General features: G+C 69.0%; 17 protein-coding genes. 10 read left to right on the forward strand and 7 right to left on the reverse strand.

Annotated elements, in window-relative coordinates; translation table 11 throughout:
- Window positions 1–135: 135 nt before the first annotated feature.
- The gene (locus tag ACIA8G_RS04160) at window positions 136–2700 is read right to left on the reverse strand and encodes a glycoside hydrolase family 97 catalytic domain-containing protein (protein ID WP_396416778.1); all 2565 of its coding nucleotides are present in this window, start codon (window positions 2698–2700) and stop codon (window positions 136–138) included.
- A gap of 156 nt (window positions 2701–2856) precedes the next feature.
- On the opposite strand from ACIA8G_RS04160, the gene ACIA8G_RS04165 reads away from it, so the two are divergent.
- Window positions 2857–3591: a hypothetical protein gene (locus ACIA8G_RS04165; RefSeq protein WP_396416779.1), complete on the forward strand. Its 735-nt coding sequence runs from the start codon at window positions 2857–2859 to the stop codon at window positions 3589–3591.
- A 10-nt stretch (window positions 3592–3601) separates the two neighbouring features.
- Here ACIA8G_RS04165 and ACIA8G_RS04170 read toward each other — a convergent pair whose 3' ends face one another.
- Genes ACIA8G_RS04170 through ACIA8G_RS04185 form a run of 4 tightly spaced genes read right to left on the reverse strand, consistent with a single transcriptional unit; the run spans window position 3602 to window position 8185 of the window.
- A complete protein-coding gene (locus ACIA8G_RS04170) occupies window positions 3602–5119 on the reverse strand; it encodes a glycosyl hydrolase family 28-related protein (protein ID WP_396416780.1) in 1518 nt (505 codons plus the stop codon).
- 5 nt (window positions 5120–5124) lie between these two features.
- Window positions 5125–5997 carry a carbohydrate ABC transporter permease gene (locus ACIA8G_RS04175; protein WP_396416781.1) on the reverse strand — a complete coding sequence of 291 codons (873 nt, stop codon included), beginning with the start codon at window positions 5995–5997 and terminating at the stop codon, window positions 5125–5127.
- Complete coding sequence (locus ACIA8G_RS04180; RefSeq protein WP_396416782.1) at window positions 5994–6872, reverse strand: carbohydrate ABC transporter permease; 879 nt, start codon at window positions 6870–6872, stop codon at window positions 5994–5996. The genes ACIA8G_RS04175 and ACIA8G_RS04180 overlap by 4 nt, the downstream gene beginning before the upstream one ends.
- Complete coding sequence (locus tag ACIA8G_RS04185; RefSeq protein ID WP_396416783.1) at window positions 6869–8185, reverse strand: ABC transporter substrate-binding protein; 1317 nt, start codon at window positions 8183–8185, stop codon at window positions 6869–6871. Before ACIA8G_RS04185 ends, ACIA8G_RS04180 begins: the two co-directional genes overlap by 4 nt.
- A 329-nt stretch (window positions 8186–8514) precedes the next feature.
- Between ACIA8G_RS04185 and ACIA8G_RS04190 the strand changes: the two genes are divergently transcribed.
- The 5 genes from ACIA8G_RS04190 to ACIA8G_RS04210 all read left to right on the forward strand — a co-directional run bounded on the left by ACIA8G_RS04190 (window position 8515) and on the right by ACIA8G_RS04210 (window position 16627).
- Window positions 8515–9702, forward strand: a complete 1188-nt coding sequence (locus tag ACIA8G_RS04190) for a beta-1,3-glucanase family protein (RefSeq protein WP_396416784.1) — start codon at window positions 8515–8517, stop codon at window positions 9700–9702.
- 70 nt (window positions 9703–9772) lie between these two features.
- Complete coding sequence (locus ACIA8G_RS04195; RefSeq protein ID WP_396416785.1) at window positions 9773–12583, forward strand: discoidin domain-containing protein; 2811 nt, start codon at window positions 9773–9775, stop codon at window positions 12581–12583.
- A complete protein-coding gene (locus ACIA8G_RS04200; RefSeq protein WP_396416786.1) occupies window positions 12577–13485 on the forward strand; it encodes a 5-dehydro-4-deoxyglucarate dehydratase in 909 nt (302 codons plus the stop codon). The genes ACIA8G_RS04195 and ACIA8G_RS04200 overlap by 7 nt, the downstream gene beginning before the upstream one ends.
- The gene (locus ACIA8G_RS04205; RefSeq protein ID WP_396416787.1) at window positions 13482–14729 is read left to right on the forward strand and encodes a hypothetical protein; all 1248 of its coding nucleotides are present in this window, start codon (window positions 13482–13484) and stop codon (window positions 14727–14729) included. The genes ACIA8G_RS04200 and ACIA8G_RS04205 overlap by 4 nt, the downstream gene beginning before the upstream one ends.
- A gap of 71 nt (window positions 14730–14800) precedes the next feature.
- A complete protein-coding gene (locus ACIA8G_RS04210; RefSeq protein ID WP_396416788.1) occupies window positions 14801–16627 on the forward strand; it encodes a LamG-like jellyroll fold domain-containing protein in 1827 nt (608 codons plus the stop codon).
- 44 nt (window positions 16628–16671) lie between these two features.
- On the opposite strand, the gene ACIA8G_RS04215 is transcribed toward ACIA8G_RS04210, so the two are convergent.
- The gene (locus ACIA8G_RS04215) at window positions 16672–17712 is read right to left on the reverse strand and encodes a S1 family peptidase (RefSeq protein ID WP_396416789.1); all 1041 of its coding nucleotides are present in this window, start codon (window positions 17710–17712) and stop codon (window positions 16672–16674) included.
- Window positions 17713–17906: 194 nt separating this feature from the next.
- Complete coding sequence (locus ACIA8G_RS04220) at window positions 17907–18755, reverse strand: helix-turn-helix transcriptional regulator (RefSeq protein ID WP_396416790.1); 849 nt, start codon at window positions 18753–18755, stop codon at window positions 17907–17909.
- Between the two features lie 100 nt (window positions 18756–18855).
- Here ACIA8G_RS04220 and ACIA8G_RS04225 point away from each other — a divergent pair, with 100 nt between their 5' ends.
- The 4 genes from ACIA8G_RS04225 (at window position 18856) to ACIA8G_RS04240 (ending at window position 24189) form a co-directional block, all read left to right on the forward strand.
- Window positions 18856–19587, forward strand: coding sequence for an SDR family NAD(P)-dependent oxidoreductase (locus ACIA8G_RS04225; protein ID WP_396416791.1), 732 nt, complete (start codon window positions 18856–18858; stop codon window positions 19585–19587).
- Window positions 19584–20585: an NAD(P)-dependent alcohol dehydrogenase gene (locus tag ACIA8G_RS04230; RefSeq protein WP_396416792.1), complete on the forward strand. Its 1002-nt coding sequence runs from the start codon at window positions 19584–19586 to the stop codon at window positions 20583–20585. The genes ACIA8G_RS04225 and ACIA8G_RS04230 overlap by 4 nt, the downstream gene beginning before the upstream one ends.
- Window positions 20586–20887: 302 nt before the next feature.
- Entirely contained in the window at window positions 20888–22093 is a 1206-nt protein-coding gene (locus ACIA8G_RS04235) for a hypothetical protein (protein ID WP_396416793.1), read from the forward strand.
- Window positions 22090–24189: a tetratricopeptide repeat protein gene (locus ACIA8G_RS04240; RefSeq protein ID WP_396416794.1), complete on the forward strand. Its 2100-nt coding sequence runs from the start codon at window positions 22090–22092 to the stop codon at window positions 24187–24189. The genes ACIA8G_RS04235 and ACIA8G_RS04240 overlap by 4 nt, the downstream gene beginning before the upstream one ends.
- The last annotated feature ends 1 nt before the right edge of the window (window position 24190 follow it).

The raw sequence follows: 24190 nt of genomic DNA on the forward strand, positions 1-24190 counted from the left end.
GTGCTCGCTGTTCGTCTCGCATGGCGGTCATCGTCAGACACGGAGAACGCGGACACCAGCAGGAGCCGCCGAGGTTGTCCCCAGCGGCCACCGCTATGTCCGATTTGTCACGTCCACTGAGGACTGCTCAGTACTTCAGCACCTCAGGGCTGCCTGCGCCCAGTCGGCGTGGTCGTAGTTGCGGCCATCGCCACCGTCGGTCACCCGCAGGCTGAGCATGCGCACGCCCGTGGTGTCCGCGGAGATCGCCCTGGCGGGCTCGCCACCGCGCACGACACCGCTGTCGTACAACGACCTGCCGTCACCGAACACCTGGAAGACGACCGAGCCGGGTGCGATCGTCTCGTCGTCCAGGCCGATCGACGCCGTGAAGGCGCGGCAATTGCGGCCGAGGTAGATCGTGACCTCCGAGGGTGCGTGCGTCCCGATCCCCTTGGCGTAGGCGACACCGCCGATGCGCAACGGCGCGCCGTCACCCGAGGAGGTCTCACCGTTGGCCCGGTCCCGTTCGATCGGCCCCCAGCCGTTCGTCTCGCTGATGAACGGCAGGTCGCTCGCGAACGGTGTGCCGGTCGGGACGGGCGGCGGTACGAACGCCTGCACCGCGCGTTCGACGTGCACGACCTGGTGGGCGCGGAACTCGGCGAACACCGGCACGTCCACGACTCCGGCGGGGCTGGTGCTGCTCACCCGTACCTGCCACCGGCCGGTGATCGTCTCGCCGGCCCGGAGCGTCGTGCGCCGGACGGGGGCGCCGGTCACCGTCCAGCCCGCGGGCGGTGCCACTGTCAGCACGACGTCGGAGACGTCCGCGCTGCTGCTGAACGTGCCGCTGACCTCGAACGACGTGCCCTTCGCCGCGTCGAGCCCGGCAGGCGTGACGTTGAGGGTGGTCGCCGGCACCTTGGGGATCGGCTGGTCGCAGGTCGTCCTGGGCCGGCAGATGATCGCGGCGAAACCACCGTCGCGCGGCACGGCCACCGACAGCGTCTGCGACGTGGAGAGAGTCTGGGCGTCTCGCTTCACGTCCGCGCGTGCCTGCGAGAGATCGTCGCGGACGGTCTCGACGAGCCACTGACCGGTGCCCAGGAAGCTCAGCGGCACCTGGATGGTGCGTGCCTGCCCCGTGGCGATCGCACCGAGGAACCACCGGTCGCCGCTGCGGCGCGCCACCACGGCGTGCGCGTCGGGATCACCGCTCAGCAGGCGGGTTTCGTCCCACGTCGTCGGCACCTGGTTCAGATAGCGCAACGCCTGCGGATGCCGTTCATAGGCCTCGGGTTTGTCGGCGAAGTGGGTCCAGCCGGACTCGTAGACCACCGGCAGCGCGACCTCGTGGCCGATCGACGCCTGCTTCGGCCCGACCTCCAGCGACACCGGGGTGTAGTCCATCGACCCGGCGACGTTGCGGGTGAAGAACTGCACGGGGTTGTTCGCGGCGGGCGGGGAGTTCTCCGCGCCGCGCACGCCCTCCATGGTCATGACGTGCGGCCACGTGCGGGCGAGGCCGTGCGGAATCGTCGAGCCGTGGAAGTTGACCATCAGCTTCAGCTCGGCCGTCCTGGCGAGCACCGCGTCGTACCACTGGTAACGCGCCTGGGAGTCGGACTCCATGAAGTCGATCTTCACGCCCTTGGCGCCCCACTGCTTGATCCTCGGCAGCAGCGCGTCCCGTTCGGCCGGCGTGTCGAGGTTGTTCCAGTGCACCCACAGCAGGATCTCCACGCCCTTCGCGCGGGCGTACCGGATCAGCTCCGGCACCCAGGCCGAGCTCCAGCCCTCGTCGACCAGCGAGTACGACCACCCGTTGCGGGCGGCGAAGTCGACGTACTGCTTCTGCCGCTCGAAGTCGCTCGGGCTCGAGTGCTCGCTCAACCACGACCACGCGACCTTGCCGGGCTTGATCCACGACGTGTCCGTCAGCCGCGAGGGAGTGGCGAGGTCGTCCACGAGCGTCGAGGTGCTGACGGTGGCGAGATCGCCGATGATCGCCGTGCGCCACGACGTCCTGGTCACGGCCCCGACCTGCGCGTCGGCCAGCACGACCTGGTAGTCGCCGGTGGAGTGCCGCAGCCTGCTGCCCGAGTACCGTCCATCTACATCGGACTCGGTGAGCAGTGCGTAGTCCGTGCCGACGCGGAACAGCGACGGGTAACCGAACTCGCCGTTGGCCGCGCCCGCCGTTGTGCGCACCCGATTCGCCTCGTACCAGGCGTTGTAGGGCAACAGCCAGGCCGGTGCGTCGGCGGGCAGCCGGAACGACGACGCCTCACCGGTCACCGTCGCCGGAGCGCGCAGCACGTAGCGGAAGGCGACACCGTCCGGCGCGACGCGCACGACCACGTCGAACCGCACGCTGTTCGCGCCCTCGAACGTGAACGTGCTCTCGGTCATCACCGCGGACCGCTGCAGCCGTTTGCCCGTGGTCATCGAGTAGTTCTCGGTGACCACGCGGTCGGATCGGCCGATCGCGCGCAACCCTCGCGTGAGGTCGGCGGCGGTCGTGCGGATCCCGATCGGCGCGGGCGCGAGCACGACCCGGCCGCCGCGTGAGGCGGAGAAGGTCGGTGTGCCGTTGTCCAGCTGGACCGTCGCGGTGACCGATGACGGACCGAAGACCGTCCATCTGTCCGGCGCGGCATGCGCTGGTGCAGGCAGCAGGGGGAGGAGGAATACCAGGACAGCCAACAACTTCGACATCGTTGTCATCTCCACAGGGCAGGCTGTGAGAACGCTCTCATACTGCGGGCTCCAGAGGCCCCGGTCAACGCTTCGCCTTGGCGCGATGCGAGCTCAATGATCACTTGACGCCATCTTCAAGGTTCCTTCATCGGCCGACCACTACCTTTCCACCTCGTGGACCACCGGCAGGGCGTGATCGAGTGCCGCGTCGTCAACCGTCAACGCGCCGCGATCCGGCAGGTGCTGGACGGACAGGACCACCGCCTCTTGGTGGTCATAGATCCTGGCGTGGCCCAGGACATGAACGCCGCGCTCGACCACGCCGAAGAACTCGCGAGCCTGGCGGCGGGTTACCGCAACCAGTTGCTGATCGCCTTGTACACCAGGCTCGGCGCTGTACACGTCGGCCTGCCCCTGGTCGCGCGCCTGGCCGATGCGCCGATCCCCTTGGACGCGCTCGCGTACGGCTTGTCGAGTCCCTGCGGGCGAACCGCGTCGCGGCCGCGACTGCCGATCGGCTGCGAGAGCCGCTGCCCGCACGACCTCGCGGAGACGATCGGCGCGATCGGGTATGCCGCGGCCAGGTGGAGACCAGAACTCGGCGACCGCGTGGTCAACCACGACGCGCACCTCGTCGTGCGGTGGAACGGTTTCGATCGATGCGCCACCACGGATGCCTTGGCACGACTCGACATCGCCGGACTGCCGCGCCGACTCGTGGTCGACAGCCGGGCCGGCGAACCGCGACACCTCGCCGCGGCCGTGGCCGGGCAGGTGTCGGAAGGAGAGCCGGGGATCGTCGGCGTCGTCGTGGGCACGCGCGGACCCGGCGACGCTCTGTCCACATTGGATGAGCTGGCGACCGCCGTGGGCAGCAGGCTCTGCACGAGCATCGGTGTGGCACCTTGACGGTGGCCGATCAGGCGTCACCGTACTGGACCACCGGTTCTTCGACGTGCGCATCGAGCGTGATGCCGAGTTGGTCGAACGTCCGCAGTGGACTTCCCTCGATGACGACGTCTCGCAGCACGACGTCGCTGATGGCGCCCTCGGCGTTGCCCGCGGCGACGAGTGGCTTCATCGTGCCCTGACGGCGGACGTTGACGCGGCTGATCCGCACGCCGGACACCGGCCCGATGCCGAGGCCGCGTTCGCGGGTGTGGATCAGCAGCCAGTTCTGGTTGCCGCGGTCGTGGTCGAGCGACTCGATGTCGATGTCCTCGTAGCGGATGTCCGTGCAGGGTTCGCTGCCGTAACAGGGGTCGACGGCGATCGCGCGGGTGGCGTTGTAGACGTAGCCGTTGCGGTAGGTGATGTCGCGCTGGTGCGAGTAGTGGCCGTTGCCGACTTTGAAGGCGGCGCAGTGGGTCCAGGCGACCACGTCGTCGAAGAGCACCCGCTCGACCGGTTGCCGCGGACGGGGCCAGCTCAGCGCGATGTTGGCGTCCTCGGCCCACGCCTTGGTGGAGTACGGGTCGTCCTCGCAGATCGCGATGGTGTGCCGGACCGTCACGTCCTGGCACTCGTTGATGTCGATGACGTCGTTCTCGAACTGGAGCTGGGTCTGGAACCCCTTGTAGTGCGTGATGGTCACGTCGGAGCAGCGGCTCGGCAGGAAGGCCCACGAGCCGGAGTCGCGGCCGATCACGCCGTTGACGGTGAAACCCCTGGTCCCCACGGGAACCAGCAGGTGGTTCAGGTAGCGGCTCTCCTTGCGCATCCTGGCGCCCTGGCCGTCGATGGTGCCGCGGCCGGAGATGGTGATGCCGGAGGACCCCGGCGCGGTCGAGATCAACCAGGTGCCGTCCATGCCCAGGCTGTCGTGGTGGAACTTCGTCAGGTAGTCGGCCGGATCGGCCGTGGCCCGCAGCACGGACCCACCGGCAAGGTAGAGGTGCACCCGTGACCGCAGCACGATGCTGCCGATGCTGAACACGCCCTCCGGCACGTAGACGACGCCACCGCCGGCCGTGTACGCCGCGTCGATCGCCGCCTGCACGGCCTCGGTGGCCAGGATCGTGCCGGTCGGGTCCGCGCCGAAGTCCGCGGCGACGTTGAAGATCCAGGGCCCCTGCGCCGCCGGCGCGGCTCGCTCCTCCGGGTCGGCCAGGATCACGAGCTCCCGCAGATCGTCGATCTTCACGATCAGGTAGCGGCTGCGGTCGAGTTCGAACGTGAGCCTGTTCCCGCGCACCCAGGCCGGGATCTCGAACGCAAGCGGGCTGACGGAGTAGGTGGAGATCCGGTTCCTGGTGTCGATCTCGACGGTCACCTTGCCGACAAAGGAGAAGTGCGCGTAGTGGTACTCGACTCCGCTGCCCGGCTCCGGCGCGAACGCGGTGACCGGCACCGGCTGCCCGTCGACGGTGACGGTGAAGTCCTCCGACGTGGGGTAGATCGAGGGCAGGGGATAGGTCCGCACGAGCGTGGTCTTCAACTTTCTCAGCCCTTCATCGCGCCGGAGGTGATGCCGCGGATCATCGACTTCTGCATCACCAGGTAGACGATCAGGCTCGGCAGCAGCGCGATCAACGCGCCGGCGAGCAGGACACCGGGTCCGACGTCGCCGTCGGACCGCAGGAACGACAGCGCCACGGTCAGGGTGTAGTCGCTGGGTTCGTTCGCCGCGATCAACGGCAGCAGGTACTGGTTCCAGATCATCATGAACCCGAAGATGGTGATGACGCCGAGCACCGGCTTGCACAACGGCAGCACGATCGTCCACAGCATCCTGATCTCGCCGACTCCGTCGATCCGGGCAGCCTCCTCGATCTCCGCCGGGATCTCCTTCATGAACTCCGCCATGACCAGGATCGAGAACCCCCAGACCGCCACCGGCAGGATCACGCCGAACACGCTGCCCTTCAGGCTGACGCCGAGCAGCGGCAGGTTCGCGATGACCTGCGCGAGCGGGATCGCGATCACCTCCTCCGGCAGCATCATCGTCAGCAGGAAGAGCATCAGCACGGCCGTCCGGCCGCGGAACCGCAGCCGTGCCAACGCGTACGCCGCGAGCACGGACATCGCGACCTGCAACAGCAGCCCGCCACCGACGATCAGCAGCGAGTTGAGGAAGTAGCCCCAGATCCCCAGGTCCGTGGCGATCTTGAACCCGAGCAGCGTCGGGTCGGACGGGATGACGCTCACCTGCGTGGAGTCGGTCGTCGCGTTGAAGGCGCCGGAGATGATGATCAGGAACGGCGCGGCGAAGACGAACAACACCACTGCGCACAACACGAGCCGCAGCGCCATCGCCGGACCGAACCGCGGTGCCCAGGCGAGTGCGGTGTCGAAACGCGTGGTCCGGTCGCTCATCGTGCCTCCCGGCTCTTGGTGGCCAGCCGCACGCCGAGCGTGAGGATCACGGTGACGAACAGCAGCAGCATCGACGCGGCCGAGGCGACGCCCAGGTCGTTGCGCTCGAAGCCGAGCGAGTAGACCCTGGTCATCCAGACCTCGGTCGATCCGGCGGGACCGCCGCCGGTGAGCACGTAGACCTCGGTGAAGATCCGCAGACCCCTGATCGCCGCCAGCGTCAGCACGACGGTGAGCGCGGGCCGCAAACCTGGCAGCACGATGTGGCGCAACCGTTGCCAGCGGCTCACACCGTCCATTGTGGCTGCTTCGTAGAGCGTCCTGTCGATCCCGGCCAGCCCCGCGAGGATGATCACCATGTCGTAGGGCGCGCCGGTCCAGATGCCGACCGCCATCACCGACCACAGCGACGAGTCCGGATCGCTCAGGTAGCCGAACGGCCCGATCCCGACCGCGCCGAGGACCTCGTTGACGAACCCGGTCTCGGTGGGGAAGTAGAGGATCCGCCAGACCTCGCCGATCACGGCGACCGCGGTGACCACCGGCAGGAACACCGCGGTCCGCAGCACCCACAGCGAGCGGGCCTGCCCCTCCAGCAGCAGCGCGAGCCCGGACCCGACGACCAGCGCACCCGCGGTCTGGCCGACGCCCAGCAGGAGGGTGTGCCCGAGCGCGTCGAGGAACCGCTGGTCGGTGAGGACCTTGGTGTAGTTGCCCAGCCCGACCCATTCGTCGCCGAGCAACGGCTGGACGCGGTACAGGCTCATCCGGACGCCTTCCAGCATCGGGAAGAACTTGAACGTCACGGCGAACAACAGCGGCAGCGCGAGGAACGCCCACGGCAGCAGGGACGACCCGCGTCGCCCGGACGTCACTTGGCGAGGTCCTGGGACTTGAGCTCGGCGTTGATCGCGTCGTCGAGCGACTTCAGGCCCGCGTTCAGGTCGCTGTCGCAGCTCGACATCATCTTGTTGACGCCCTCGCCGAGCGCCTGGCGGATCGGCTGGAAGTTGATCGACCAGACGAACGCCTTGGAGTCTCCGTTGTAGGCGTCCTGGAAGACCTTCCACCGCGGGTCGTTGCGTGCGGTGCCGGCGTCGAGCGCCTTGTTGACCGGCAGCCGGACGACCGGGGTGGTCCCGTTCACGGCCAGGCCGATCTGCTGTGCCTCCGCCGAGATCATGAACTCGGCCAGCGCCTTCTGCTGGGCGGCCTTCTTCGAGCCCGCGCCGAAGTAGATGTTCTCGCCCTCGGCCAGCGCCGTCGCGCCCGCCGGGCCCTTCGGCATCGGGATGACCTCGTACTTGTCCTTGCCGAGCTGGTTGTCGTACCCGGCCATGGTGTGGGGCAGGGTCAGGTAGATGCCGGCTGTGCCCTCGCCGAAGAACGGAGTGTCGCTCGTGGTCATGTTCAGGGAACCCGGGACCACGTTGCCCGGCGTGCAGAACTGGGTGCGGATCCACTCCAGCGCGGTCCTGGTCTGCGGGGAGTTGATCACCGACCGGTAGGCGGCGTCACCGGACTTCGTGATGATGTCGCCGCCGGCCTGCCAGATGTAGGACGAGGCCCACCAGCCGATGTAGCCGCGCTTGCTCGAGCCGGGAACCACCATGCCGTAGGTGTCGGCCTTGCCGTTGCCGTCTGGATCCTTCGTCGCGAACGCGTTCGCGAGCGCGGCGAGCTCGTCCCAGGTCTTCGGTTGCGGCAGCCCGAGCTTCTTCCGCCAATCCGACCGGACCAGGGTGGCGAACGCCTGGCGGGAGAACGGCACCCCGTAGGTCGCGCCGTCGAGGCCCTGGTTCTGCGCCCAGGTCTCGTCGGAGATCTGGTCACCGCCGGCGATGTCGGCCTTCTCCACCTTCGTCACGTAGCCCTGCGACTGGTAGTAGCCCAGCTGGCCCGCGTCGTTGATCAGGACGTCCGGCATGTCCTTCGACGAGGCACGTGCCTGGAGCTGGGTGTCGAACTCGATGACACCCTTGTAGTCGACCTGGATCCCGGTCTTCTTGGTGAAGGCCGTCATGATCTCCTGGTAGGTCTTCGCGGGATCGGGCGCACTGCGCGACCAGACCTCCAGCGGTGTGCCGTCGTCGGCGCCGCTGTCCTTGCCCGCGCAGGCGCTCACCGTTCCGGCCAGGAGCAGCACGGAAAGGGCGGTTGCCGCCTTCTTGGCCGACGAGATCCTCATTGGAGCACTTCCTTTGCTGACAACGATGTCAGGCGTCATCCCGTGGTGACGCTCGGGCCCAGGCCGATGATTAGAACGTTTTAGGGCGAGCGTCAACCAGGAAATGTGCCCGTTCGACTTCGCGGTGTGCCCGAAAGTACCTGCTCGGGTCGAATGGTCAAGAACGGAGTTACGGTCTAGCGGACCGAATGGCTTGAGACGTTTCAACTATTGACAACCCGCCGGAAGTCCACTCAGGATGAGAGCGCTCTCACACCCCCTGCTTGTGAGAGCACACCCTGCACATTCCAACCCTGCGTCAGGCGTCAGGGCTCAACGAGGAGCCGCCAGTGCGTAAGAAGTTGCTGTCTTGGCTTGCCGCGATCGTGGCAGCCGTTCCCGTCATCCTGATCCCGGCGGCCGCTGCTCCGGCCGAGGCCGCCGGCCCGGCAATGCTGCCGTTGACGGTCACGAACAACTCCGGTCGCGGCGAACAGGTCCACCTGTACGTCCTCGGCCAGTACAACGGCCGGATGGGCTACCTCAACGCCTCCGGGCAGTTCGCCGCGTGGCCCGGCGGGGGCAATCCGCCGACTCCCGCACCGGACGTGTCCATCCCGGGGCCCGGCGGAGGTGCCTCCCGGCAGCTCAACATCCCGATCGGGTTCGGCAGCGGACGGCTGTACATGTCGTTCGGGGAGAAGCTGAAGTTCTTCCTCACGCCCAACGGGCTCGTGCAGCCCGCGCCGTGGAACCCCAGCGACCCGAACCGCAACATCCTGTTCGACTGGAGCGAGTTCTCCTACAACAGCCTCGGTATCTGGCTGAACTCCTCGCAGGTCGACATGTTCAGCGTGCCGCACGCCGTCGAGGTCACCACCAGCGGTGGCTCGACCAAGCGGACCGGTGAGCTGAAGTCCAACGGGCGCAACAACTTCTTCAACGCGTTGCGCAACCAGCCCGGCGACTGGGCGAAGCTGATCAACACCCGCTCCGACGGGACGGTGCTGCGGGCCTTCGCGCCCCGGCTGGGCATCGAGTCGGGTTCGTTCAGCAACACCTACTTCGACGGCTACACGACGCAGGTGTGGAACACGTACAAGAACACCACGCTGACCGTCGTGCCGATCCGGGACGAGCCGAACAAGAAGTACACCGGCCGGGTCGACGGCTCGGGAGTCATGCGGTTCACCAACTCCTCCGGTGCCCAGGTCGCGTCGTTCCAGCGGCCGTCGACCAGGGACGTCTTCGGCTGTGACGGCCGGCTGGCGGCCCCGGACGGTGTGGTCGGTGAGATCGCGCGGTCGCTGTGTGCCGCGTTGCACCGGTCCACGCTGGGCTACATCCACACCGCGCCGACCTACAACCCTGCCGAGTTCTACACCAGGGGGATCACCGACCACTACTCGCGCAAGATCCACGCGCAAATGGTGGACGGCAAGGCGTACGGCTTCGCATTCGACGACGTCGGTGGCTTCGAGTCGCTCGTGTACGACCCGAACCCGCGTTCCGCGCGAGTCATCCTCACTCCGTTCTAAACCCTGTTGGCACAACGGGCCGCACAGTCTCTGCAACTGCTGTGCGGCCCGTTCGCCGTGGAGGAACGCGATGTCCAGAGCTGCTCTGTCAACGTTGACAAAGGCGCTGACCCTGGTCTGTGCACTCCTGACCGTCTTCGGCGTCGCGACGCCGGTCGTGGCCGCGAGCGCCGCACCGGCTCCGGGCGACGTCACGGCCTATCCCGTGCCGGCCTTCTATCCGCGCTCCACCGACTTCGCGCTCCGGGTGGAGACCGTCGACGTGCCGGTCGTCCGCTACACCGGCTACGACTACGCGAACCTCGCCGTCGCGGCGGGCACGCGGACGGTCGAGGTGACCGCGCTCGGTCAGTCGGCGATCACGGCCTACCAGGTCAGCCCCAGAAAGCTCGGCATCACCGGCACGGTCTCCGGCAACCGGCTCACCTTCCAGATCCAGCGCGACGAGTACCTGATCGTCAAGGTGGACCAGAAGAAGGAGCTAGTGATCGCCGCCGACCCGCCGGAGACCGACCGCCCCGCCTCGTCCGGCACCGGGATCTTCAACGTCCTCTCCGAGGAGTACCGCGCGGACAACACCGGCGCGTCCCTGGCCACCACCGCGTTGCAGCGCGCGATCGACGACGCGGCGGCGTTCGGCACAGCGTCGCGGCGAGGCACCGTCTACGTTCCCGCGGGGTTGTACCTGATGGGCAATCTCGAACTGAAGAGCAACGTGGCGCTGTACCTCGAACCCGGCGCGGTGTTCCGGTTCACCGGCAGGAAAGCCGACTACCTCACCCACTGGCACAAGAACTCCATCAACCTCGACGTCACCTGGTGGGTGCGGACCGCCTTCGGTTCCACCAACGTCAAGTTCTTCGGCCGGGGCGTGCTGGACGGCTACGGCCACGAGTCGACCAGCGTCGGCAAGATCGCGAACAACCTGATCGTGCCGATCGCCACGAGCGGGTTCGTGCTCGACGGGCTCACCGTGCGCGACTCCGGCTCCTGGGCGATCACGCCGATCCGCTCCCAGGACGCGACCCTGACCAACCTCAAGATCTTCAACCGGTTCGACACCGGCGAGGACGACGGCATCGACGTCATGGAGTCGCAACGGGTGAACGTGCGCAACGCCATCGGCATCGCGCTCGACGACCCGTTCTCGACGAAGACCTGGGCGGCCGACACCGACATCGCGCGCAGCTGGCCCGGCCAGCCGCAGCCGCTCGACACCGTGACCTTCGACGACCTCGTCTCATGGACGGTGTGCTACGGATTCAAGGTGGGGCAAGGGGTTCTGCAGGACCAGTCGAACGTGACCTTCCGCAACGGCGTGGTCTACGACGCGGCCGTCGGGCTCGGTGTGCATCACCGCTACGGCCGCGCCACGGCGCGCAACATCCGGTTCGAGAACATCGACATCGAGCGCATCTCGCACAACCTGGTCGGCGACCAGACCTGGCTCCGCCTGATCGCGGAGGATCCGCAGCAGTCCGGCGGTGGCACGGTCGACGGGGTCACGGTCAAGAACATCACCGTGCGGGACAAGGGAAAGAGCTACGCGGTCATGCGTGGCCTCAAGCCCGAGCAGCCCATGCGCAACGTCACCTTCGACAACGTCCGCATGCCCGGCCTCGCCCAGCCCGCGTCGACGCTCGTCGAGCTGAACGTCATCGACCGGGCGAACCACACCCCCGTCCGCATCCTGCCGGTGCAGCGCCCGGAACCCGAGCAACGGCCCAACCTCGCGCTGGGCAAGAGCGGTTCGGCCTCGACCGCGGCCGGCCCGGTGGCCAACGCCTTCGACGGCAAGCTGAACACCCGCTGGGGATCCGCGCGGACCGACAACGAATGGCTCCAGGTCGACCTCGGCGCCGTCCGTGCGGTCAACGGGGTCAAGATCTACTGGGAAGTGGCCTACGCCAAGGCTTTCAAGATGCAGGTGTCGGCCGACGGCACGTCGTGGCGTGACGTCTACGGCACCTCGACCGGGGACGGCGGGATCGACGAGATCGACTTCAGCACGGTGGCCGCCCGGTACGTGCGGATGACGGCCACCCAACGCGGCACGAAGTACGGCTACTCGATCTGGGAGTTCGAGGTCTACGAGTCGGCCGATCTCGCGGCGGGCCGTCCCGGCTCGGCCTCCAGCGGGACGGCGTCCGGGGCGTTCGACGGCGACGATGCCACCGCGTGGACCTCGAACGCGAGCGACGCCCAATGGCTGCAGGCCGATCTCGGGACGAGCCGAGCCGTGAACGGGATCCGGATCGACTGGGGCGCCGGGTTCGGCCGCGCCTACCAGGTGCGCCTGTCCGACAACGGCACCGACTGGCGCACGGTCCACTCGGCCACGACCGGTGACGGCGGCCGTGACGAGGCCAACTTCGACACCGTCAGCGGGCGCTACATCCGTCTCGCCGCGAGCGGCCGCGAAACCGCCGGCGGGTACGAGGTCGTGGGCTTGCACGTCTACGGTTCGGCGAACCTGGCCCTGCGCAAGCCCGGATCGGCCTCCACCGAGCCCCGCCCGGTGGCCAACGCGTTCGACGGAAGGCCGGACACCCGCTGGGGATCCGAGCGCACCGAACGCGAGTGGCTCCAGGTCGATCTCGGTTATCGCCGGGTGGTGTACGGCGCGAAGATCGGCTGGGAGGCCGCGTACGGCAGGTCCTACGAGATCCTCCTGTCCGACAACGGAACCGACTGGCGAACGGCGTTCTCGACGACCGCGGGCGACGGCGGTACCGACCAGATCAACTTTCCGCGCGCGAGTGCCAGGTACGTCCGCATGAACGGTCTGCAGCGGGGGACCGGCTACGGCTACTCGATCTGGGAGTTCGAGGTGTTCGGCCCGTCGGGCCCGGCCGACTACGCGACGAAGGGTGGATGTTGAAGCGTTTCGAAGGGGTGCTCTTCTTCCCGGTCACTCCGTTCGCCGCGGACGGCTCGCTCGACGAGGGCGTCCTCGCGGAGCACATCGCGCGGGGCGTCGCGGCGGGTGCGGGCGGGGTCTTCGCGGGCTGCGGCACGGGCGAGTTCCACGCGTTGTCCGTGGCTGAGGTGGGTAGCTGCGCGCAGGTGGCGGTGAAGGCCGCCGCCGGACGGGTGCCGGTGTTCGGGGCGGCGGGCGGACCGTTGCCGCTCGCGCTCGAACAGGCGCACGTGATCGCGGAGGCCGGTGCCGACGGCCTGCTCCTGCTGCCGCCGTACCTCGTCGGCGCCGCGCAGGCCGGGTTGCTCTCCTACGTCCGCGCGATCACCGACGCGGTGGACCTGCCGGTGATCTTCTACCAGCGCGGGAACGCCGTGCTCACCCCGGAAACGGCCGGGGTGCTGGCGACGATCCCCGGTGTCGCCGGGCTCAAGGACGGTGTCGGCGACCTCGAGCGGCTGCACCGGATCGTGCGGCGGATCCGTGCCGTCCGGCCGGACTTCGAGTTCTTCAACGGCCTGCCGACCGCCGAGCTCACCGCGCACGCGTACCGGGGCATCGGCATCCCGCTGTACTCGTCGGCGGTGTTCGCGTTCGCGCCGGAGATCTCCCAGCGCTTCCACCGCGCGCTCGACGAGGGGGACACCGCGACGACCGGCGTGCTGCTCGACGAGTTCTTCATACCGCTGGTCGAACTGCGGGACATCAGCCCCGGATTCGCCGTGTCGCTGATCAAGGCCGGCGTCCGGCTGCGCGGCCTCGCCGTCGGCGGGGTCCGCGCACCCCTGCTGGACCCGGCGCCGGAGCACGTGGCACGGCTGGAGAAGCTCCTCGAACGCGGTCTGGACCTGGCCGCCAGGTGACCGGTCTCGAAGCCTGTCTCTGGCTCACGCCGAAGATCTTCGACGATCTCGCCGACCCCGTGCCCGCGGTGGAAGCGTTCCTCGACCACCACCGCGAGTGGTGCGAGGGGCGCCCGTTGACCCTGGTCTTCGCCGCGTCCAACGGTGACCACGTGCTGAACTACGCGGGCCGGGCACACCGCGCGGACCGCTTCGACTGGGCGCGCTACAACTGCTTCGCGCTCGGCGACGGCGGCCCGGACGCGCTGGCCCGCCGGCACAACCTCGACTGGCTGAGCCGGGTCCGCGAAGGCGGCGAGCGCTCGTACAACCCGTACTCGGCGGGCCCGATGTTCGTGCTCAGCGAGCAGGAGATGGACTACGACCTGCTCGCTGGGATCTACGCGGCGCTGAGGTCCGTGGCCGAGGCGCGCGGGATTGCGTTGACCCTGCTGGAATATCTCGAACCCGGCCCCGAGTTCTGCCGCAGCGACTGGAAGACCACCCGCCATCCCGAGGTCTCCGCGGCCGCGGCCGACGCGGGCGGCCACGTCGTGCCCGGCGTCATCGACGTGACGCTGCCGCTGGCCGGCGACCCGCACCGGTACGCGGCGTATCCCAGCGGCATCCCAGCCGGACTTGCCGCCGGTGACTTCGTGGCCAGGCAGGCCGCCGCGTTCGTGGCCGACTTCGAGCTCGACGGCATCTTCCTGGGCAACCAGTTCGGGCTCGTGGGCTTCTGGCATCCCGACAACGCCCCGCCACCCACTCCATCGCGTGCCGCCGGGGTCGAGCGGTTCTTCACCCAGCTGCGCTCGGCCATGGGGGAGGGGCTGGTGTACTGGATGGACACCTATTGGCGCGCGGACGTCGAACGCGACCGGTGGGCCATGTCCGACGCCTGCTACGCCACCCTGGACGCGATTCTGATCTCGACCTTCGCCGTCCTCGTGGAACGCACCGAGATCGAGCCGAACGTGCGCGGCAAGGCCGGGCTGGACCCGAAGTTGTTGTTCGGGCTGGATTTCGTGGACCCCTGGTACTGGTACCGCACGCACCTCGACGATCGGCGGACCTACCTGTACCAGCGGGAGATCCTGCCCGGGCTGGCGGCGTTCGTCGACGGGGTGTCCTTCTTCGCCAACGACACCTTCGGCCACTTCGTGCCGGCCGGGCCGTTGGCGGAGACCCTCGTGACGGTTTGCGACGCCGAGCGGCACAAGCCCGGTGAGAGCGCTCTCAAACCTTCAACCCCTGTGCAGTGACTGTTCAACATCGAGCCCGCCCGGATTCGGCATGCTGGCGCAGGTCGTCGGGCAGCGGGAGGCAGGACGAGATGGCAGAGGACTTCGAGGCAGCCGGGCTGGGGCGCCGCACGTTGCTGCAGGCGGCGTTCGCGGCACCTGCCGCGGCCGCGTTGCTCGGCACACCGGAGGCCGCGGCCGGGGCTTCCGCGGACACGGGCAGTCCCCGCTTCACGATCGCGGTGCTGCCCGACACGCAGTACCTGCTCGACGAAGGCGGTTCGGACCCGGAGCCGGTGCGGGAAGCGTTGCGCGCACTCGCGAAACGCCGCGCTGAGGCGAACATCGTGTTCATGGCGCACCTGGGTGACGTGACGGAGCACGGCACCGAGCGGGAGATGAGCCTCGCCGGCTCGGTCTTCGGTGCTCTCGGGAACGCTCTGCCCTACAGCGTGCTGGCGGGCAACCACGACATCCCGTCCAGGACCGACGACCAGCGCGGTCCCACGCCGTACTCGCGGACGTTCGGGCCGGACCGGTTCGCCAGGATGAAGACGTTCGGCGGCTTCGCGCCCGAGGGCTACAACAGCTTTCACGTCATCACCGCGGGTGGCCGGCGATGGCTGCTGCTCGCGCTGGACTGGCGGGTGTCGGACAAGGGAATCCAGTGGGCACAACGGGTTCTCGACGACCATCGGACCCTGCCGGCGATCCTCACCACGCACGACCTGGTCGGCGGCTCTCCGCAGGCAGCGCTGTCGGAGCACGGGAAGCGCCTGTGGGACAGGCTGATCCGGCGAAACGACCAGATCTTCCTCACGCTCAACGGCCACTACTGGCCGGCCGGGCGCACGACGCTCACCAACGACCACGGCAACGACGTGCACCTGCACATCACCAACTACCAGGAGCGCTACTACGGTGGCGCGGGCATGGTCCGGTTCTACTCGTTCGACCTGGTGCGCGGCGTGATCGACGTGGAGACCTTCTCACCGTGGCTGCTGACCCGCCGCGGCACGGTGCCGGAGGCGGAAACGGCCCAGCTGAGCGGGGAGATCGACAGGTTCACCGTTGAGATCGACTTTCGCCGCCGGTTCGCCGGGTTCGCGCCGCCGGTCCTGCCCGCACCACGGCCCGCGAGTGCCGTGCTGGTCAGGGACACGGTGGCGTACTGGCGTTTCGACGCCGAAGGGCTGCCGGCCGCGGGTGGGGGAGCGGTGCCGGCCGGTACCGTCGCCCGCGACCTCAGCGGCCGTGGCAACGACCTCACCGTGCAGCACCTGAACAACAGCGCGCCCGACGTGCTGACCTGGTCGCGCGAGCACCACGACGCGGCACCCGCACACGCCAGCCTGTCGTTCGCCGGTGGCAAGGGGCCCGACCGCGGGGCGATCCTGCGCACGTCCGCCAACGCGCCGATCAACGCCATGAAGTTCGAGTCCGGCTACACCATCGAGACGTTCCTCCGGCTGCCCGACCCGTTCGTCGGCGACCACGCCTTCATGGGTGTGCTGAGCTGGGAGGGCCGCAGCGGGGACGCGGGCAAGAAGAGCGGCTGGTCGCCGGAGGAACCGACGTGCAGCCTGAACGTCTCGGGGGAGCGGTTCCTGCAGTTCGTCGTCTACCCCGTACCGGTCGACGCCGACCCGACGTCGTGGAGCCACGCGATCCCGATCGGCCGGTGGACCCACGTCGCCGTGGTGAACGACGGGCGCCGCACGATCATGTACGTCGACGGCGCGAAGATCGCGCGCAACGCCGCCGAGGAGTCCAGGGGCATCACGACGCTCGGCAGGCCGTTCGTGATCGGTGCTACTCAGTTCGCTCTGCGGTACGGGCAGGGCTTCTACGGCGGGATCGGTGACACCCGCATCGTCGCCCGCCCGTTGAGGCCTGATCAGTTCCTGACCGGTTCCTGACCGCGATGGTGCCGCCCCGAGGGACGGCACCACTCACCCAACAACTAGTAGATGCGGACGTTGTAAGCGTTCAGCGCCTCGACGACGGGCTGGAAGAAGGTCTGCCCGCCGCTGGAGCAGTTGCCGCTGCCACCCGACGTGAGCCCGAGTGCGGTGTTGCCGGAGAACAGCGAGCCGCCGCTGTCGCCGCCCTCGGCGCACACGTTGGTGCCGATCATGCCGCGGACCGTCGTGCCGTCGCTGTAGTTCACGGTGACGTTGAGCGCGGTCACCCTGCCGGTGCGCCACCCGGTGGTGCTACCGCTGCGATTCACGTTCTGGCCGACGAAAGCGTTGCCGGAGTTGGCGATGTCGCGCGTGGTGCCGTTGTAGAGGTTCACCGCACCGGGGCGCGCGATGGACGAGGTGTAGCGGATCAGCGCGTAGTCGTTGTCGGGGAAGCTGCTGCCGACGCGGGAGCCGATGACCTGCCCGCCGCCCGCGGACCAGGTTGCGGCCGCGTTCGCGCAGTGGCCCGCGGTCAGGAAGAAGGCTTCGCTGGTGCCGGGGCGGTTGACGTTGAAGCCGAGCGAGCACCGGTACGGGCCACCGTAGATCGCGTCGCCACCGGTGATCGTCGTGCTCAGCGTGCCGGACAGGCGCTCGAGCCTGGCGGCGTCGCCGAGCTTCGTCACGACGCCCTGGATCTGCGCGAGTTTCGCACCGGTCACCGTGCTGTCGGCGGAGACCTTGACCTGGTTGGTGACCGGGTCGACCGACCAGGTGGTGCCGGGGATGGTCGCCTCGCGGCTCAGTTCGTCGGTCGCGGCCTGCAGGACGGCCGCGCTGCGGGCGACGAACCGAGGCGTGCCGCCGGCCTCGCGCACTTCGCGGGCGGTGGCTGCATCGGTCACGTTGACGATGAACTTGCCCGTTGTGGCGTCCTGATAAGCACCCGCGGTGCGGTCGCCCAACTGGTCACTGAGCGTCGAGGCGAGCTGGGCGGTGTCGGTCGCGGTGTCCGAGGCCAGTGCGGGCATCGGTGCGACCGCGGCGCCGAGCAGGGCGGCGGCGATTATCGAGGAGAGCCGAGTGGTTGGTGTCATCACGTTTTCTCCTTGGTGCAGGGGAACACGCCGGTCCGGCGTGCCAAGGAACTTCGTGCTGGACGGGTCGCTGTGAGAGCGCGACCACGGCGGAGTTTACGGCAGCAGAACGATGACACGCTCTGACAATTTTCCCTGTCCAGTGTGGAATGTTCGAAGGGGCAGCCGGCCGTGACGAGTCGGGCATGACCGGTTCAGCGAACCGACCCCGCGGGAGAACTCCAGGACGCGAGCATCGGCAGCACCTGCGCGGTGTGGGAACCCGGCTCGACCGTGTAGATCACCAGACGTTGGTGCGGAGCCTGCGGGACGGTGACCGCCTCGATGTGGAATCGCAGTGGGCCCGCCACCGGGTGGGCGATCTGCTTGAGCAGGGACGTGCGGTCCGCCACGCCCTGCTCGTCCCACCACCGCGTCACCTGGGGATCGGCCGCCCGCAGTTCGCCGACGAGGGCGGTCAGCAGCCTGTCGTCGGGATTCCTGCCCAGTTCCAGGCGCAGGCCGCCGACCGCCGCCGCGGCGAAGTCGTGCCAGTTCGTGATGCGTTCGCGGGCATCGGGGTCGGTGAACAGGTATCTCGGGAACGACGTGCCCGCGGGCATGTCGTGGCCCAGCACCTCGACGAGCAGGGCGTTGCGGGCCAGCACTTCCGACCGTCTGCCGAGCAGGAGTGCGGGCAGGTGGTCCAGGCTCGTCATCACCCGCAGCAGACCCGGTTCCGGGCGTTGGGCCGACGACCAGGCGCCCGTGGTCCTGCGCGACGTCGGCGCGGCCAGGTCACGCAGGTGCTCGTGCTCGACCTCGGTGAGACGCAGAGCCCTGGCCAGCGCGTCGACCACGTCCTCGGAGACGCGGGACTGGCGGCCCTGTTCCAGGCGGCTGTAGTGGTCCGTGCTCAGGCCCGCGAGCAGCGCCGCCTCCTCCTTGCGCAGCCCCGGCACCCGGCGCCGGCCAGGAAAGGCGGCGATGCCCGCCTCGGCCGGGGTCAGGCGGTCGCGGCAGGCGCGCAGGAACGCTCCCAGCGCGGCACGGTCTCGGCTCACGTCGTCAGCGTAAGGGCGCGGGCGCCGGACAACCTGGTCATGCCGTGCCCAGGGTGGACGTGCACTGGTTGTGGTGCCGGCGGACCGGTGAGCTGAAGGCATGGCAACACACGCACTCATCACCGGTTCCACCTCGGGGATCGGCGCGGCCACCGCACGAGCGCTCGCCGCGTCCGGTGCCCGCCTGGTGATCACCGGCCGCGACGGGACCAGGGGGACCGCGCTGGCCGAGGAGATCGGCGCCGTCTTCCTGCCCTGCGACCTCACCGCACCGCCCGCCGACCTGCGGGCGTTCGCCGGCCGCGCCCACGACGCGCTCGACGGGCGCATCGACCTGCTGGTCAACAACGCGGCCATCTGCCCGCCGACCACGACTCCCGATCTGTCCGACGAGGCGCTGGACGCGACGCTGGCGGTCAACGTCCGTGCCCCGCATGTCCTTGTGGCCGCGACGGTTCCCGGCATGATCGAGCGAGGGTCGGGCACGGTGATCACCATCGGGTCGTGGATGGCCTCGACCGGCACCCCGTTCGCCGGGCTCTACAGCGCGTCGAAAGCGGCCGAGGAGCAGTTGACGCGCAGCTGGGCGGCCGAGTTCGGGCCGCACGGCGTCCGCGTGGCCGGCATCGCGCCCGGTGTCACCCGTGACGACGACAGCGACGGGGTCGCCGCCCGCATCACCGCCGGAACGCCCGCGGGCCGCCCGGCCACCACCGACGCCATCGCCAACGCGGTCGTGTGGCTCGCTTCCCCCGCCGCGGCGTTCGTCCACGGCACCACCATCGCCGTCGACGGCGGCATCGGCACGACCCGTCTGGAGTGGAACCGATGATGCGCCAATGGGTGATTCCCGCCGACGCGGGCACCGCGGAAGCCATGGAACTGCGCGAGGTTCCGGTGCCGGAACCCGGTCCGGGCCAGGTGCGTGTCCGCGTGCACGCCGTATCGCTCAACGGCCGCGACCAGATGGTGCTGCGCGGGCCGTTCGGCCGGATCCCCGGCCGCGAGCTCGTGCCGCTGTCGGACGTGGCCGGGGTCGTGGACGCCGTCGGCCCCGGCGTGGACGCGTTCGCACCGGGTGCGGCCGTGACCAACCTGCACTGGCAGGACGCCCCCGTGCCCACCCCGCCGCTGGGGCTCGGCGCGCTGGACGCACCCGGAGTGCTCAGCACGCACGTCGTCCTGCCGGTGAACCAGGTCGTCCGCGCGCCCGCACACCTGGACCACGCCGAGTCCGCGACGCTGCCGGTCGCCGGGGTGACGGCCTGGAACGCCCTGTTCGGTGATCACGAGGTGGTGGCGGGCCAGAAGGTGGCCTCCCTGGGCACGGGCGGCGTGGCCATGTACGCGATGCAGCTCGCCGTGGCGGCGGGTGCCGAGTACATCGGGATCGTGCGCCGTCCCTCGTCCGCACAGCGACTTCTCGGCGCCGGGGCGGCCGGAGTGGTCAACAGCGCGGACTTCCCGCAGTGGGGTGCGACGGTGCGGGAGCAGACCGGCGGGGTGCACAAGGTGGTCGACACCGTCGGTTCGGCCACGATCAACGAGTCGCTGAAGTCCTTGGCGTGGCAGGGAGAAGTCGCCCTGGTCGGCCTGTTCACGCAGGAGCCGCAACCACTCGACCCGATGCCACTGTTCCTCTCCGGTGGCTCGCTGCGCGGCGTGGCGGTCGGCACCGCGGCGCACCACCGCGACCTGGTGGCGTACCTGGAGCGGCACGACATCCACCCGATCCTGGACAGCGTCCACGACTTCGATGACGCGCCCAAGGCGTTCGCTCACCACCAGCGCCACGGCGTGGTCGGCAAGGTCGTCATCACCGTGCCGTGAAAGCGGAATTCCCCTGATTGTCATTAAATTGGCGTCTCGAATTGATTTTGGAACGCCTTTGGAGATTTGTTGGAGGGCGCGGGCAGACTCTCCGGTGTTGGTATCGCACTAGGGAGGAGGATCAATCATGGAGAAGACGACCCCGAAGATGAAGAAGATCACGATTCGCAAGGTGGGCCCGGTTCGCCTCACGGCGGCCGCGTGTTCGCAGTACAACGTCAAGCCGGTCTAAGACGCGGCGGCGGGATGCGCTGGGCTTCGGAGCCCAGCGCATCTGGCCTCAGTCCCGGGGGAGGAGCGTTGTGACCGGGTTCGATCTCGACCAGACGGTGCCACTGCATCCGCTGGTGTTCCTGGAGGACGGCGACGAGGTGACGATCGGCCGGCCCGACGTCGACTCGTACGGCATTTTCCCCGGTGAGGGCGCCGAGCTCGTGCGCAGACTGGTCGCGGGCGACACGCCGCGCCAGGCGGCCGCGTGGTTCGAGCGGACCTACGGGGAGGACGTCGACATCGAGGACGTCCTCGCGGGACTGGAGGAGCTCGACCTCGTTCGCAAGTCCGGCGAGTCCGTCTCCGCGAAGGCACCGGTGCGTTTCGCCAAGCTCGGTGCTGCCCTGTTCTCGCCGATGGCCTGGGTCGTGTACGCGGGCCTGGCCGGCTGGGCGCTGTTCCTGATGGCATTCGACCGGGATCTGCGGCCGAGTTATCACAACATCTTCTTCTCCGACTATTACATGGTCATCCAGGTCGGACTGTTCCTCGCCGCGATTCCCCTCCTGTTCCTGCACGAGTCGTTTCACGCGCTGGCCGGGCGCAGGCTCGGTGTCCGGTCGCGGCTGAGAATCGGGCGACGGCTCTACTTCATCGTGCTCGAGACATCGCTCGACGGGCTGGTGGCGGTGCCGCGGCGGCAGCGGTACCTGCCGATCGTGGCCGGACTGCTGGCCGACGTCATCGGGATCGCCGCGTGCACCATCGCCGCCGACCTGACGCGGCACGCGGACGGCTCGCTGTCGGGTGCGGGGCGTTTCCTGCTCGCCGTCGCGTTCGCCGCGCTGCTCAGGGTCATCTGGCAGTTCTTCCTGTACCTGCGCACGGACATCTACGTGCTCGTGAGCACGGTGCTCGGCTGCGTCGACCTGCACGGGGCCGCGCGCCAGATGGTCCGCAACCGGTTCAGGCGGCTGTTCGGTCGTTCCGAGACGGACGAGTCGGTGCTGCATCCGGTCGACCGCCGGGTGGCGCGCTGGTACTCGTGGCTGGTCGTGGTCGGGTACACGGCGAGCCTGACGACGTTCGTGCTCGCCGGCGCTCCCGTGCTCTACCGGTTCGCCTCCGGCGTGGTCGGCCGGCTCACGGGTGACGCGGTGTCGACCACCCAGCTGCTCGACTCGATCGTCTTCGGCGGCGTGGCCATCGCGCAGTGCGCAGTGCTCGGCTGGCTCATGGTCCGGGAGCGCGTGCGGGCGCGCCGGGACCGTCGTCTGCACCACGTCATCGTATGAAGGGACGCACCATGGACAGCCGCTACTGGATCCGCGCCGACCGCCGGCGCGACCGGACGCACGCGCTCGCGGCACTGGACCTGCCGCCGATCTGGGTGGTGGTCGACGCCCACCGGCGGCTGCGCGGGCCGTACACCGCGGCGGGATCACTGCTGCGGACGATCGCCGACGACCTGCTCGACAGATGTCCAGAACTGGGGGAGCGGCACAACATCGAGCTCCTCACGAGCACGCCCGAGCTGGCGGGCCGGGTGCCCAGCGCGTGGCACACCCTCGAATGGGCCGTGCAGGACAGCGAACGCACCCGGTACTACTCGCGGCTGCACACCCGCAACATCGCGAACGGCCTGGCCGAACTGCTGCGCGACTACCTGGCCGCCCTGGGTGGCGGGCCGCGCACCATCGTGATCGAGAACGCCCACCAGGCCGACCCGTCGGACCAGGAGTTCATCGCGATCCTGTTGCGCCGCCAGGACATCCCGGACCTCACCGTGGTGGTGGGCACGAACAGGGAGCCGCTGGCCGACCCGCGCGGCGAGATCGACGTGTCACTGGCGCAGACCATCGCCGTGCACGCACGGGTGGTCGAAGCCGAGCCGGTTGCGGAACAACCGCTGCCCGACCGTCCCGCACAGGCCTATGTGGACAGTGACTGCACCCACGACGACCCGCGCCTGCTCGCCGCCTACCTCGATCTGCCGGCCGAGGCCAGGGCCGCGTTGCACGACGCTCGTGCTGAGCAGCTCGCACAGTCGGAAGAGTTCTCGCTGCGGCTCGGCGCGATCCCCTACCACCTGGAGCACGGCAGCGACTCGGCCGGAGCCGGCGCGAGGGCTCTGCGCGACGCCCTGGACCACTGCCACAAGACCGGGCTCTACCAGGCAGCCGCGGACCTCGGGCTGCGCGGCCGCACGGCCGCGAACCGGGAGACCGATGCCGAACTGTGGTGGCACCTCACGTTCCAGACCGGGATCGTGCTGGCGGCGGTCGGCCGTGCGGCCGAGGCGGAGACGCTCTACGTCGAGGGTCGCGCCGCGTCCACGGATCCCGCGGTACACCTGGAAATGGCGTATGCGACGGCGATGTTGCACGCGAGGCACTACTCGGAAGCCGAGCGGGACTACGTTCGCGCGCGGGCCTGGATGAACCAGGCGATCGCGATCGCGTCACTGCTGACCGATCCGAAGAAGGAAGCGTTCCAGTCCGTGTTCACCCGCAACGGGCTCGCACTCGTGGAGGTGCGCGAGCAGAAGCCCGAGGTGGCGCTCGCGCTGGTGAACGAGGGCATGGCCAGGCTGGACCGGGAGCTGGAGCCGCACGAGCACGTGCTGCACCGGTTGGTGCTGCGGTACAACCGGGCACAGGTCTACGGCGCGATGGGTCGCCTGGAGGACGCGCTTACCGACTACAGCTACGTCCTCGAACGGGATCCGAACTTCCCCGAGCACCACTTCAACGTCGGCAACGTCCTGCGCAGGCTCGGCCGCGACGAGGAGGCGATCGCCTGCTACCGCGAGGCACTGCGGCTCTCGCCGCCGTTCCCGGAGGCGTACTACAACATCGGCGACGCACGCCTCGCACTCGGCGACATCGAGGGTGCCATGGCCGACTTCGGCTACGTCATCGAACTGGACCCGCGGCACGTCGACGCCAGGATCAACCGCGCCGGGTTCCTGCTCGCCAACGGTGACACCGAGGCGGCATGGCGCGATGTCACCGCCGGTCTCGAGGTAGCACCGGACAACGCACACCTGTTGTGCCTCAAGGGACAGCTGCTCGTCGAGCAGGACCAGTACGCCGCGGCGTCCGAGGCCCTGGCGCAGGCGGTGCAGCGGAACGAGAGGTTCGCCGAGGCCTGGGCGATTCGCGGCACGATCGCGGTGGCGTCCGGCGACCTCACCGACGCGATCAGCTACCTGAGCCGGGCCATCAAACTCGACGACAACCCGGAGTCCAGGTTCAACCGCGCGGTCGCGTACGAGGAGTCCGGCGATCTGAGCTCGGCGATCGACGACTACGACGCGGTGCTCGCCGTCACCGACGACGAGGATGCGCGCCACCGCAGGGAACTCTGCGCCGCGGCGACGGCCAGGTAGG

The organism is Lentzea sp. NPDC051213 (assembly GCF_044455585.1).
In the GTDB taxonomy this organism is placed as follows: domain Bacteria; phylum Actinomycetota; class Actinomycetes; order Mycobacteriales; family Pseudonocardiaceae; genus Lentzea.

Bases quoted from the DNA above. Each gene is read 5' to 3' on its own strand.
- ACIA8G_RS04160 (WP_396416778.1), bottom strand. From the start codon at position 2,700: ATGTCGAAGTTGTTGGCTGTCCTGGTATTCCTCCTCCCCCTGCTGCCT.
- ACIA8G_RS04175 (WP_396416781.1), bottom strand. From the start codon at position 5,997: ATGAGCGACCGGACCACGCGTTTCGACACCGCACTCGCCTGGGCACCG.
- ACIA8G_RS04185 (WP_396416783.1), bottom strand. From the start codon at position 8,185: ATGAGGATCTCGTCGGCCAAGAAGGCGGCAACCGCCCTTTCCGTGCTG.
- ACIA8G_RS04195 (WP_396416785.1), top strand. From the start codon at position 9,773: ATGTCCAGAGCTGCTCTGTCAACGTTGACAAAGGCGCTGACCCTGGTC.
- ACIA8G_RS04200 (WP_396416786.1), top strand. From the start codon at position 12,577: ATGTTGAAGCGTTTCGAAGGGGTGCTCTTCTTCCCGGTCACTCCGTTC.
- ACIA8G_RS04210 (WP_396416788.1), top strand. From the start codon at position 14,801: ATGGCAGAGGACTTCGAGGCAGCCGGGCTGGGGCGCCGCACGTTGCTG.
- ACIA8G_RS04215 (WP_396416789.1), bottom strand. From the start codon at position 17,712: ATGACACCAACCACTCGGCTCTCCTCGATAATCGCCGCCGCCCTGCTC.
- ACIA8G_RS04225 (WP_396416791.1), top strand. From the start codon at position 18,856: ATGGCAACACACGCACTCATCACCGGTTCCACCTCGGGGATCGGCGCG.
- ACIA8G_RS04230 (WP_396416792.1), top strand. From the start codon at position 19,584: ATGATGCGCCAATGGGTGATTCCCGCCGACGCGGGCACCGCGGAAGCC.
- ACIA8G_RS04240 (WP_396416794.1), top strand. From the start codon at position 22,090: ATGAAGGGACGCACCATGGACAGCCGCTACTGGATCCGCGCCGACCGC.